Origin of the sequence: Pseudomonas sp. B21-017, assembly GCF_024749245.1 — a bacterium.
GTDB lineage: Bacteria > Pseudomonadota > Gammaproteobacteria > Pseudomonadales > Pseudomonadaceae > Aquipseudomonas.
In genome coordinates this window covers 4,569,932-4,582,091 of the sequence record NZ_CP087194.1, presented here as the reverse complement: position 1 = coordinate 4,582,091, position 12,160 = coordinate 4,569,932, and the positions used below count along the sequence as shown (strand labels likewise).

At 59.5% G+C, this 12,160-nt stretch carries 11 protein-coding genes; 7 read left to right on the top strand and 4 right to left on the bottom strand.

Annotated elements, in window-relative coordinates; all coding sequences use genetic code 11:
- The first annotated feature begins 86 nt into the window (after positions 1 to 86).
- The 7 genes from LOY28_RS20540 to LOY28_RS20510 all read left to right on the top strand — a co-directional run bounded on the left by LOY28_RS20540 (position 87) and on the right by LOY28_RS20510 (position 5,748).
- The gene (locus LOY28_RS20540; RefSeq protein WP_018925258.1) at positions 87 to 1,076 is read left to right on the top strand and encodes an alpha/beta fold hydrolase; all 990 of its coding nucleotides are present in this window, start codon (positions 87 to 89) and stop codon (positions 1,074 to 1,076) included.
- Between the two features lie 192 nt (positions 1,077 to 1,268).
- Positions 1,269 to 1,760 carry a ribonuclease E activity regulator RraA gene (gene rraA, locus LOY28_RS20535; protein WP_019579751.1) on the top strand — a complete coding sequence of 164 codons (492 nt, stop codon included), beginning with the start codon at positions 1,269 to 1,271 and terminating at the stop codon, positions 1,758 to 1,760.
- A 37-nt stretch (positions 1,761 to 1,797) separates the two neighbouring features.
- Complete coding sequence (locus LOY28_RS20530) at positions 1,798 to 2,793, top strand: zinc transporter ZntB (RefSeq protein WP_018925260.1); 996 nt, start codon at positions 1,798 to 1,800, stop codon at positions 2,791 to 2,793.
- A 63-nt stretch (positions 2,794 to 2,856) separates the two neighbouring features.
- A complete protein-coding gene (locus LOY28_RS20525; RefSeq protein WP_007940635.1) occupies positions 2,857 to 3,105 on the top strand; it encodes a hypothetical protein in 249 nt (82 codons plus the stop codon).
- Between the two features lie 2 nt (positions 3,106 to 3,107).
- A complete protein-coding gene (locus tag LOY28_RS20520; protein WP_007940637.1) occupies positions 3,108 to 3,932 on the top strand; it encodes a mechanosensitive ion channel family protein in 825 nt (274 codons plus the stop codon).
- 86 nt (positions 3,933 to 4,018) lie between these two features.
- Positions 4,019 to 4,609, top strand: a complete 591-nt coding sequence (gene sigX / locus LOY28_RS20515) for an RNA polymerase sigma factor SigX (protein WP_017337463.1) — start codon at positions 4,019 to 4,021, stop codon at positions 4,607 to 4,609.
- A 107-nt stretch (positions 4,610 to 4,716) separates the two neighbouring features.
- Positions 4,717 to 5,748, top strand: coding sequence for an OmpA family protein (locus tag LOY28_RS20510; RefSeq protein ID WP_018925262.1), 1,032 nt, complete (start codon positions 4,717 to 4,719; stop codon positions 5,746 to 5,748).
- 84 nt (positions 5,749 to 5,832) lie between these two features.
- On the opposite strand, the gene cobA is transcribed toward LOY28_RS20510, so the two are convergent.
- The 4 genes from cobA to nirB are packed head-to-tail and all read right to left on the bottom strand — an operon-like array spanning position 5,833 to position 12,092.
- Positions 5,833 to 6,597 carry a uroporphyrinogen-III C-methyltransferase gene (cobA, locus tag LOY28_RS20505; RefSeq protein WP_018925263.1) on the bottom strand — a complete coding sequence of 255 codons (765 nt, stop codon included), beginning with the start codon at positions 6,595 to 6,597 and terminating at the stop codon, positions 5,833 to 5,835.
- A 10-nt stretch (positions 6,598 to 6,607) separates the two neighbouring features.
- Positions 6,608 to 9,325 (bottom strand): nitrate reductase, encoded by a 2,718-nt coding sequence (locus LOY28_RS20500; RefSeq protein WP_258612461.1) that lies wholly within the window; start codon positions 9,323 to 9,325, stop codon positions 6,608 to 6,610.
- Positions 9,325 to 9,642, bottom strand: coding sequence for a nitrite reductase small subunit NirD (nirD, locus tag LOY28_RS20495; RefSeq protein WP_018925265.1), 318 nt, complete (start codon positions 9,640 to 9,642; stop codon positions 9,325 to 9,327). Before nirD ends, LOY28_RS20500 begins: the two co-directional genes overlap by 1 nt.
- Positions 9,639 to 12,092 carry a nitrite reductase large subunit NirB gene (nirB, locus tag LOY28_RS20490; RefSeq protein ID WP_007940642.1) on the bottom strand — a complete coding sequence of 818 codons (2,454 nt, stop codon included), beginning with the start codon at positions 12,090 to 12,092 and terminating at the stop codon, positions 9,639 to 9,641. Before nirB ends, nirD begins: the two co-directional genes overlap by 4 nt.
- Positions 12,093 to 12,160: the final 68 nt, after the last annotated feature.

The window sequence follows — 12,160 nt, the reverse complement described above, 5'->3', positions numbered from 1 at the left end:
TGAAGGGGCCGATCTGTGATCGGCCCTTTCAGAGATTCAAGTAGGGCGGGCTCCTCTGGATGCCGCCCTTTTTTGTGCAAGAGCATATGCAAAGTAGCAGCAACCTATTTCCTGTCGCCCTGATCAGCGCCGAGCGGCGCGGCGATCTGAGCGAAGACGTCTATCGTTTGAAACCCGGCAACAGCCCCGACGGCACCGTTGAGCTGGCTGTGACACGCCTGGGCCTGGCCGATGAGCCGGCGGTGCGTGGCGTGCCGGTGATTCTGCTGCATGGCAGTTTTTCCAATCGGCGGTTCTGGTTTTCTCCCAAAGGTTTGGGCCTGGGCGCTTACCTGACGCGTCTGGGATTCGATGTGTGGATTCCGGAAATGCGTGGTCACGGCCTGTCTCAGCGCAACCAGAACTATCGCCAGAACAGCGTCGCCGACTATGCGCGTTACGATTTGCCGGCCATTGGCGCGTTCGTGCGCGAGCAAAGCGGCCAGATCCCGCACTGGATCGGCCATTCGCTGGGCGGCATTACCCTCGCCGCGGCGTTGGGCGGCCAGTACCTGGGCGAGCCCGCCGTGGCTTCCGCGGCGTTTTTCGGCACGCAAGTCAGCCGTACTTACTGGCCGTTGAAGTTTCCACCGGTGGAGTGGAGCGGGCGCTTCATTCTCAAGCGTTTTGCCCAACTGTCGGGCTCTCGGCTCAAGCGCGGCCCGGAGGACGAGCCGATAGGCCTGGCCCTGGAAAGCATGCGTTGGTACGGGCTGTTCGGCCGCTTCGGCGATGCCGACAAAGACTGGTGGGCGGGTTTGGCCGAGGTGCAATTGCCGGTGCTGGCCGTGAGTGCCGCGGGCGATCATCAGGACCCGACCTGGGCCTGCCATAAGCTGTTCGATCAAGTCGGCTCCGAGCACAAGCAGTTCATCACCCTTGGCCGCGAGCAAGGCTTTGGCGATAATTTCGGTCACGTGGAAATGCTGGTCAGCAAGGCTGCGCAGGCTGAAGTCTGGCCGTTGGTGGCTCGCTGGCTGGCGGATCAACAGACGCCTTTACTGGGTGAAAAGCCGGATTTGGCCACAGCGATTTGAGCCTGATGCTCTAACAAGGGCATTTCTCTCTGGTCGGCTTGCGGCTAATATGTGACGCATTGAGTGGTTCTGGTCACTTTGAGTGATTGATGCGGTCGCTGTGTTCGTACGAACGGAGCGATTTGCAACCGTCCAGCCTTGGCCCGAGTATGCTGCATACTCGATTGTCTTCCTTGTTACAGGAGTTTCTCGATGAACCATTACCTCACGCCTGACCTGTGCGACGCCTATCCGGAGCTGGTGCAGGTGCTGGAACCGATGTTCAGCAATTTCGGCGGCCGTGATTCTTTCGGCGGCGAAATCGTGACCATCAAATGTTTCGAAGACAACTCGCGGGTCAAGGAGCAAGTCGAGCTCAAGGGCAACGGCAAGGTGCTGGTGGTCGACGGTGGCGGTTCCCTGCGCCGCGCGCTGTTGGGCGACATGCTGGCCGAGAAAGCCGCGAACAACGGTTGGGAAGGGCTGGTGATCTACGGTTGCATCCGCGACGTCGACGTCATCGCGCAAACTGATCTGGGGGTTCAGGCCCTGGCCAGTCACCCGATGAAAACCGACAGGCGCGGTGTTGGCGATCTCAACGTTGCCGTGACCTTCGCGGGCGTAACCTTTCACCCGGGCCACTACGTTTATGCGGACAACAACGGCGTGATCGTCTCGCCAAGCCCGCTGAAAATGCCTGAATAAGCGCTGCTGGCTTTTTGTTTCAAGAATAGGGGTGAGGATGTTCGAGGAAGAAAACGCGCAGTGGGGGCTGGTGCATGCCCTGGTGCTGGACGGTAAAGGCGGTGCGCGTTCGATAGCCCGGACTGAACTCGATGATTTGCAGCTGCAGGCCCACGAAAGCCTGTGGCTGCACTGGGATCGCAGTCACCCGCAAACCCAGACTTGGCTGCGCAAATCCAGCGGGCTGAGTGAGTTTAGTTGCGATTTGTTGCTGGAAGAGAACACCCGACCGCGTCTTTTGCCGCTGCCGGACTCTGAACTGCTGCTGTTTCTGCGCGGGGTCAACCTGAATCCGGGCGCGGAGCCGGAAGACATGGTCTCGGTGCGGATCTTCGGTTCGGCCCAACGGGTGATTTCCCTGCGTTTGCGGCCGTTGCGTGCCACCGAAGAGTTGTTGGTGCAACTGGCCGACGGCAAAGGGCCGAGAAGCGCTTCCGAGCTGATCCTGTATATGGCGCAATACCTTACCCATAAAGTGCAGGATCTGGTCGGCGACCTCTCGGAAGTTGTCGATGAGGAAGAAGAAAAGCTGGATGCCGACGAACGGTATACACCTGAGCATGGGGCTGTTTTGCAGATCCGCCGCAGGGCCGCTGGGCTGAAGCGTTTTCTGGCGCCGCAGCGGGATATTTTCGGTCAGCTGACGCGGATAAAACTGCCGTGGTTCTGCGAAGACGATGGCGATTACTGGAACGAATTGAACAACAGCCTGACCCGTTACCTCGAGGAACTGGAATTGACCCGGGAGCGCGTGGGGCTGGTCCTGGAGGCTGAAGACCGGCGTTTGAGCGTGCGCATGAACCGCACGATGTATCGCTTCGGGATCATCACCGGAATCTTTTTGCCGATGAGTTTTCTGACCGGTCTTTTGGGCATCAACGTCGGCGGTATTCCGTTCTCTGCCAATCCCTACGGCTTCCTGATCGCCTGCCTGTTGATGGTCTTGGTGGCGCTGGGGCAGTGGTGGTTATTCCGACGTTTACGCTGGGTCTGACGATGAGCCATGTGACCCGACCAAATCTAACCGCGTCTTTGACAGACATCACGAGAGGTGCGTATGCACGATCCGTTTGAACAGTCTTTGCGTGACATGCTCAAAGCATCGCCGTCCAGCCGTGACGACGATGCCTGTCTGGGGCGTGTACTGAAAACCGCCAACCGCCAGGTCGGTGCCGGCGATCTGTTCAGCCTGCTGGGCCGTTGGCTGCCCGCGCTGATGATCGCCCTGAATAACGGATCGGCCCATGTAGCGCCGGTTTCTCGTCTGCGTAAACCTACCGCCCGCACTGCTGATAAGGCTGATTGAATATGGAACTTGATCTCTGGACTCAGAGCCTCGTCACTGCAATGACTGCGTTGTGGACCAAAGTTGCGAACTTCATTCCGAACCTGTTTGGCGCACTGGTTGTGCTGCTGCTGGGTTTTGTCGTGGCCAAGCTGCTGGACACGCTGCTCTCAAAATTGCTCGCCAAATTGGGCCTTGATCGCCTGATGGGTGGCACCGGACTGACCAAATTGCTGTCCCGCGCCGGCCTCCAGGTGCCTATTTCGACGCTGATCGGCAAAATTGTCTACTGGTTCGTCCTGCTGATTTTTCTCGTTTCTGCCGCAGAATCCCTTGGACTTGAACGAGTTTCGGCTACGCTGGACATGCTGGCGCTGTATGTTCCGAAAGTATTCGGCGCGGCGCTGGTGCTGCTGGTGGGTGTCTTGCTGGCGCAACTGGCCAATGGGCTGGTACGTGGCGCGGCAGAAGGTGTAGGGCTGGATTACGCCGCGGGCCTGGGGCGGATTGCCCAGGGCCTGGTGATCATCATCAGTATTTCGGTTGCGATCAGCCAGTTGGAGGTCAAGACAGACCTGCTCAACCACGTGATTGTGATCGTCTTGATTACCGTTGGTCTGGCGGTTGCGCTGGCCATGGGGTTGGGAAGCCGGGAAATTGCCGGTCAGATTCTTGCGGGAATCTATGTGCGTGAGTTGTATCAGGTTGGGCAACAAGTGCGTGTTGGCGAGGTCGAAGGGCAGATCGAAGAGATCGGCACGGTGAAAACCACGGTGCTGACCGACGAGGGTGAGCTAGTCTCTCTCTCGAATCGGATTCTCCTGGAGCAGCATGTGAGTAGCCGCTAACCCGGCAAATCCTGCTAATGTATGCCGCCGCAAATTGCCCTGAAGGGCAGCGGCGGACATTGACCTGACTGTCGGCCCGACTTGTTTTGAATAAAGCTCAATCGCTCTCCACGCGCTACGACCCCCGCGAGCTCTCTGATGAGGAGTTGGTCGCGCGCTCGCATACCGAGCTGTTTCACGTAACGCGCGCCTATGAAGAACTGATGCGGCGTTACCAGCGAACATTATTTAACGTTTGTGCACGGTACCTGGGGAACGATCGTGATGCAGACGATGTCTGTCAGGAAGTGATGTTGAAGGTGCTGTACGGCCTGAAGAACTTCGAGGGCAAATCGAAGTTCAAGACGTGGCTCTACAGCATCACGTACAACGAATGCATCACGCAGTATCGGAAGGAACGGCGTAAGCGTCGCTTGATGGACGCTTTGAGTCTGGACCCCCTCGAGGAAGCGTCTGAAGAAAAGGCGCCGAAACCCGAGGAGAAGGGCGGACTTGATCGCTGGCTGGTGTATGTGAACCCGATTGACCGTGAAATTCTGGTGCTACGTTTTGTCGCAGAGCTGGAGTTTCAGGAGATCGCAGACATCATGCACATGGGTTTGAGTGCAACAAAAATGCGGTACAAACGCGCTCTAGACAAATTGCGTGAGAAATTTGCAGGCATTGCCGAAACTTAGTTTGGCGCAAATATCTCTTACGTGTAGGCAAGTTCTGATAGACTTGCCGCCGAGTTGTCCCCCGGTTTGCGGGACTGCTTCACAATCACCAGATGGGGATTTAACGGATGAAACTGAAAAACACCTTGGGCTTGGCCATTGGTTCTCTTATTGCCGCTACTTCGTTCGGCGCGCTGGCACAAGGCCAAGGCGCAGTTGAAATCGAAGGCTTCGCCAAGAAAGAACAGTACGACAGCGATCGTAACTTCAAGAACAACGGCAACCTGTTCGGCGGCTCGGTTGGTTACTTCCTGACCGACGACGTAGAACTGCGTCTGGCCTACGACGAAGTACACAACGTACGTGCAGATGATGGTCGCAACGTAAAGGGCGCTGATACCGCTCTGGACGCTCTGTACCACTTCAACAACCCAGGCGACATGATCCGTCCATACGTTTCTGCCGGTTTCTCGGACCAGAGCATTGGCCAGAACGGTTCGGGTCGTAACCGCTCCACTTTCGCCAACGTTGGCGGCGGTGCCAAGCTGTACTTCACTGAAAACTTCTACGCCCGTGCTGGCGTTGAAGCTCAGTACAACATCGACCAGGGCGACACCGAGTGGGCTCCTAGCGTCGGTATCGGTGTGAACTTCGGTGGCGGCTCCAAGCCTGCTGCTGCTCCAGTTCCAGCACCGGCTGAAGTTTGCTCCGACAGCGACAACGATGGCGTTTGCGACAACGTTGACAAGTGCCCAGACACCCCAGCCAACGTAACTGTTGACGCTGATGGCTGCCCAGCAGTTGCTGAAGTTGTTCGTGTTGAGCTGGACGTGAAATTCGACTTCAACAAGTCGGTAGTCAAGCCTAACAGCTACGGCGACATCAAAAACCTGGCTGACTTCATGAAGCAGTACCCATCCACCACTACTGTTGTTGAAGGTCACACTGACTCCGTCGGTCCTGATGCTTACAACCAGAAACTGTCCGAGCGTCGTGCAAACGCCGTTAAGCAAGTTCTGACCAACCAGTACGGTGTTTCGCCGTCCCGCGTTCAGTCTGTTGGCTACGGCGAATCCCGCCCAGTTGCTGACAACGCCACTGAAGCTGGTCGCGCTGTAAACCGTCGCGTAGAAGCGAAGGTTGAAGCTCAAGCTAAGTAATTAGCTCGCAGCTCAAGAAAAGCCCGGCTTAGGCCGGGCTTTTCTTTGTCTGCGATTTGGTGAAGAGGGAGTAATAGGTAGGGTTCAGGCTGATTGATCGGCCACCATCGCGGGCAAGTCGCGCTCCCACATCGATGAAGTTGCGCAGGCTGCCACGGCACCGATCACCAGGATCGCCGGGCTCTTCAACTGAAAGCTGAGGGCATCCTCTTCCATTGCTGTCAGGTCGCTCCGGCATTCCCGTTGGTGCGGCAGCGAAGCGTTTTCGATCATCGCCACGGGCGTATCGGCGGCCATTCCACCGGCCAGCAGTTGCTCACGAATCTCGCTCAGTTTTGCGACACCCATATAGACCACCAACGTGGTGCCGCCTTGAGCCAGGGCCTGCCAGTTCAGGCTGCTGTCATCCTGAGTGTGCGCCGTGACCAGTGTCACGCCACGGGCGACACCCCGCAGCGTCAGTGGAATATCACATTGGGTCGCGCCGGCAAGGCCAGCGGTGATGCCATTGACCAATTCAACCTCGACCCCTCGTTCACGTAACCACTGCGCCTCTTCACCGCCGCGTCCGAAGATGCACGGATCGCCACCCTTGAGCCGCACCACGCATTTGCCGTGGCGGGTATAACGCAGCATCAGGCGATGAATGAAGGCTTGAGGCGTGGAGCGACAGCCGCCGCGCTTGCCCACGGGAATAATTCGCGCATTCGGGCAATGCTCCAGTACCGCAGGATTGACCAGATCGTCGATCAACACCACGTCCGCTTCGCGCAACGCACGAACCGCCTTGAGGGTCAGCAATTCCGGATCGCCGGGACCCGCACCCACCAGCCAGACTTTTGCGCTCATAGTGTTTTCCTCACGAGGTGACGGCGACTGGCTGCGCAGTGGCGGCCAGTAAACGCTTGATTTCCGGGACGCAGGAGCCGCATTGCGTGCCGCAGCCCAATTCTTGTTTCAAACCTTGCAAGTCCAGGCCACGGCTGATTCCGGCACAGATTGCGTTCTGGCTGACGTTCATGCAGTTGCACAGGGTTTTGCTGCCGGATGCAGGGGCGCCAGCGTTGCCTGGTGGCGCACTCAACGGTGCCAGCAGCCAACGGCGCAGTTGTTCGTCGGCGCGACCTTCGAGCCACAGGCTTTGCAGCCAATGTTGGGCGAGTGTTTCACCGGCCAGGCGAATCGCGGTGATCCGGCCGTTCTCGATACGCACCCGTTTACCGATCGAGCGCCGGGGGTCGTCGTAGGCCAATACCGGGCCGTCGTTGAGCCCCAGGCATTGATCGATATCACGCAACAACTGCGGCTCTGGCGCGGTGGCGCTGGCGGCGCGTATCAGCAGCGCGGGACGCTCACGGCCGGCCAAGCTGAGGCTGGCGTAGGAAAACGCCTCGCAGAGTGGTCGCAACGTCTCCAGGTGCTGTTGAACATCACCTTCGATCAGGGCGAAAAGCTGCCAGGGCAAATTCACAGGCTCGAGTCGTACACCGCTGTGTTTGAGTTCAGGTTGCTTCGACAATGGATCGAAGGCGGGAAGGGTGAGGGTATTCACACCGCCCTTGAGAAAGCGGTCGCCCCAATGCATCGGCAGGAAAGCCTGGCCCGGACGTACGCTGTCGTCGCTGCTGACCGGCAGGATCACCGCGCCCCGGCGACTTTTCAGATTGATCAGGTCGCCAGGTTGCAGGCGATGCCGACGCAGTTCATCCGGGTGCAGGCTCAACACGGCTTCGCTGACATGGCCGAACAGCTGCGCGGCGGTGCCGGTGCGGCTCATGCCGTGCCATTGATCGCGCAGGCGGCCGGTGATCAAGGTCAGCGGGAAACGCGCATCGCGTTGTTCCTTGGCGGCGCGATAGGGGTCGGTCACGAACTGCGCACGCCCGCTGGCGGTCGGGAATACCCCGTCAAGGTACAACCGCGCGGTGCCTTCGCGGGCTCCGGCGGGGAAGGGCCATTGCTGCGGTCCGAGCTGGTCGATCAACTCATGACTGATCCCGGACAGGTCGAGGTCGCGGCCGCGAGTCAGTTGTTTGTATTCGTCGAAGACCTGTGCTGGGGTTTCAAAGGCAAACAGGCTGGAGGCTCCAGGACGCAGATGTTGTTCCAGGCGCTGTGCGAAATCCACCGTGATCGCCCAGTCGGGCCGTGCTTCACCGGGTGCGCCGATGGCTCGGCGGACGTGGGAAATGCGCCGCTCGGAGTTGGTAACCGTGCCGTCCTTTTCACCCCAACTGGCGGCGGGCAGCAACAGGTCGGCGAATGCGGCGGTTTCGGTGGTGTGGAAGGCTTCCTGCAACACCACGAACGGGCAGGCTTGCAGTGCCTCGCGCACAGTGGTCTGGTCCGGCAGCGACTGGGCAGGGTTGGTGCAGGCAATCCACAGGGCTTTGATCTTGCCGCTGCGCATCTGCTCGAACAGTTCGATGGCCGTGAGCCCGGTGTTTTCGGGCAGTTGATCGACGCCCCAGTAGGCGGCCACTTGCGCGCGGTGCTCGGCATTGGCCGCTTCGCGATGGCCTGGCAGCAGATTCGACAAGCTGCCGGTTTCCCGGCCGCCCATGGCATTGGGCTGACCGGTCAGCGAGAAAGGTCCTGCACCGGGCCGGCCGATTTGCCCGGTAGCCAAGTGCAGGTTGATCAGCGCGCTGTTCTTCGCGCTGCCGGCGGTGGACTGATTCAGCCCCATGCACCACAGCGACAGAAAGCTCGGTGACGTGCCGACCCATTCCGCGCATTGGTGCAGTTGCTCGACGCTGATGCCACAGAGTTGCGAAACCATTGTCGGGGTGTAGTCGCGCACCAGCTTTTTCAGCTCGGCCAAGCCTTCGGTGTGGGCCTTGATGAAGTCGCGGTCGATCCAGTCTTCCCACAGCAGCAAGTGCAAAATCCCATGGAACAACGCGACATCGGTACCGGGCAGAATCGCCAGGTGCAGGTCAGCCAGATCGCAGGTGTCGGTGCGCCGTGGGTCGATGACGATGACTTTCATCTGCGGACGATGGGATTTGGCTTCTTCCAGGCGACGAAACAGGATCGGGTGGGCGTAGGCCATGTTGCTGCCGACGATCATCACGCAGTCGCTCAGTTCCAGGTCTTCGTAGTTGCAGGGCGGAGCATCGGCGCCGAGGCTGCGCTTGTAGCCGACCACCGCTGAAGACATGCACAGCCGTGAATTGCTGTCGATGTTGTTGGTGCCCACCAGCGCCCGCGCCAGTTTGTTGAAGGCGTAGTAATCCTCGGTCAGCAATTGCCCGGAGATATAGAACGCGACGCTGTCCGGGCCGTGTTCGGCGATGGTCTTGGCGAAGACACTGGCGGCGTGATCGAGGGCGCTGTCCCAATCTGTGCGGCTGCGAGCCAGTCCTTTGCCCAGGCGCAGTTGCGGGTACAAGGCCCGCGCGGTCAGGTCGCCGGTCAGATGCAAGGTCGAACCTTTACTGCACAATTTGCCGAAGTTGGCCGGGTGCGCCGGATCGCCGCTGACGCCGAGAATGCGCTCGCCGTCATGCTCGATCAGCACGCCGCAGCCGACCCCGCAGTAGCAGCAGGTGGAGGCGGTGATTTGGCGGTCCATCAGCTTGCTTCCCGCAGAGCCAGCAACACCCGGCCATTTTCGACCCGTGCCGAATGATGGTGGGCGCAGCCGATATCGGGAGCCTGGGCCTCGCCGGTTTCCAGGTCGATCTGCCAGTTGTGCAGCGGGCAGGCGACCCGTTTGCCGTAGATCAACCCCTGGGACAGCGGCCCGCCCTTGTGCGGGCAGCGGTCGTCGAGGGCGAAAACCTCATCGTCGCTCGTACGAAAAATCGCAATGTCGCCTTTCGGGCCGGCGACGATCCGCGAGCCAAGGGTGTTGATCTCTTCCAGTGCGCAGATATCCAGCCAGTTCATACCGACACCTCCAGGTTCTTCACGGGAATGACTTCGAATTCTTTTTTCAGCAGTGGTTGCTCGAGGCGTTCTTTCCACGGGTCCTGTTCGAACGACAGGGAGAATTGCAGGCGTTCGTTGAGTGCCTTGCGCCGTACCGGGTCTTCCAGCACGGCTTTCTTGATGTGTTCCATGCCGACCCGTTGCAGGTAATGCACGGTGCGCTCGAGGTAGAAGGCTTCTTCACGGTACAGCTGCAGGAAAGCGCCGTTGTATTCGCGCACCTCTTCAGCGGTTTTCAACTTGACGAAGAATTCAGCGACTTCGGTCTTGATCCCGCCGTTGCCACCGATGTACATCTCCCAGCCGGAATCCACGCCGATAATTCCGACGTCCTTGATCCCCGCTTCCGAGCAGTTGCGTGGGCAACCGGAGACAGCCAGTTTCACTTTGTGTGGCGACCACATGTTGAACAGGTCATGTTCGAGCTCGATGCCCAGTTGCGTGGAATTCTGGGTGCCGAAGCGGCAGAACTCACTGCCGACACAGGTTTTCACGGTGCGGATGGATTTGCCGTAGGCGTGGCCGGACGGCATGTCCAGGTCTTTCCAGACGCCCGGCAAGTCTTGCTTTTTGATCCCCAGCAAGTCGATGCGTTGGCCGCCGGTGACCTTGACCATCGGCACGTTGTACTTGTCGGCCACGTCGGCGATGCGCCGCAGTTCTGAAGGATTGGTCACACCGCCCCACATCCGCGGGACGACAGAGTAAGTGCCGTCTTTCTGAATGTTGGCGTGGGCGCGTTCGTTGATCAGGCGCGATTGCGGATCGTCCTTGGCTTCGCCGGGCCAGGTGGAAATCAGGTAGTAGTTGAGCGCCGGGCGACAGGTGGCGCAGCCGTTCGGAGTGCGCCAGTTCAGGTAGCTCATGGTGCCGGCGATGGTCAGCAGATGCTGGTCGCGGATGGCCTGGCGGATTTGCCCGTGGTTGAGGTCGCTGCACCCGCAGATGGCTTTTTCGCTTTTCGGTTTGACGTCTGCCGCACCGCCCACGGTGTTGATCAGGATCTGTTCGACGAGGCCGGCACAAGAGCCGCAGGAGCTGGCGGCCTTGGTGTGTTTCTTCACGTCGTCGACGCTGAACAGCCCGTGTTCCTGAATGGCTTTGACGATGGTGCCTTTGCACACGCCGTTACAGCCGCAGACTTCGGCAGTGTCGGCCATGCTCATGGCTTTGTCCTGGCCTTGATGTCCTACATCGCCTAAAGCATTTTCGCCAAACATCAGGTGATCGCGGATCTCGCCGATGGCATGGTTCTCACGGATCTGCCGGAAATACCAGCCGCCGTCTGCCGTATCGCCGTACAGGCAGGCGCCGACCAGCACGTCATCCTTGATCACCAGTTTTTTGTACACCCCGCCAATCGGGTCGGAGAGGGTGATGGTCTCGGTGCCTTCGCCACCCATGAAGTCGCCGGCGGAGAACAGGTCGATGCCGGTGACTTTCAATTTGGTCGACGTCACCGAGCCCTTGTAAGTGGCGAAGCCCAGTTGGGCGAGGTGGTTGGCGCACACCTTGGCTTGTTCGAACAGCGGTGCGACCAGGCCGTAGGCGGTGCCGCGGTGGCTGGCGCATTCACCGATGGCGTACACCCGAGGGTCGTAGGTTTGCATTGTGTCGTTGACCAGAATCCCGCGGCTGCAAGGGATGCCGGCTTTTTCCGCCAGTTCGGTGTTGGGGCGAATGCCGGCGGCCATCACCACCAGATCGGCGGGGATGATGTCGCCGTTCTTGAACTGCACTGAGCCGACCCGGCCATTGCCGGCGTCGTGCAGGGCCTGGGTCTGTTCGCACAGGCGGAAATGCAGGCCACGGGCTTCCAGGGCGGTTTGCAGGAGTTGGCCGCTGGTTTTGTCCAGTTGGCGCTCCAGCAGCCATTCGCCGATGTGCACCACGGTGACGTGCATGCCCCGCAGCATCAGGCCGTTGGCGGCTTCAAGGCCCAGCAGGCCGCCACCGATGACCACGGCGTGCTTGTGGGTCTTGGCGGTGTCGATCATCACTTGGGTGTCGGCAATGTCGCGGTAGCCGATCACGCCCTGCAAGGTATTGCCGGGGATTGGCAGGATGAACGGGGTCGAGCCGGTGGCAATCAGCAGGCGGTCGTATTCAGCCTCGGTACCGTCTTCGGCGATGACCCGGCGTTTGACCCGGTCGATCTCCACCACTTTGCGGTTGAGCAGCAGCTTGATGTTGTTTTCCAGGTACCAGTCCAGATCGTTGAGCACGATCTCTTCGAACGTCTGTTCGCCAGCCAGTACGGGGGACAGCAGGATGCGGTTGTAGTTGGTATGCGGTTCGGCGCCGAAGACCGTGATGTCGTACAGCTCATTACTCAGCTTGAGCAGTTCTTCCAGGGTACGAACCCCGGCCATGCCGTTGCCGATCATCACCAGTTTTAGTTTTTTCATCAGGTTCTCCGGGGAGCTCGGGCCTGCCTCATCAGGGCATTCAGGCCTTGCTCGACAAAATTTTGCGC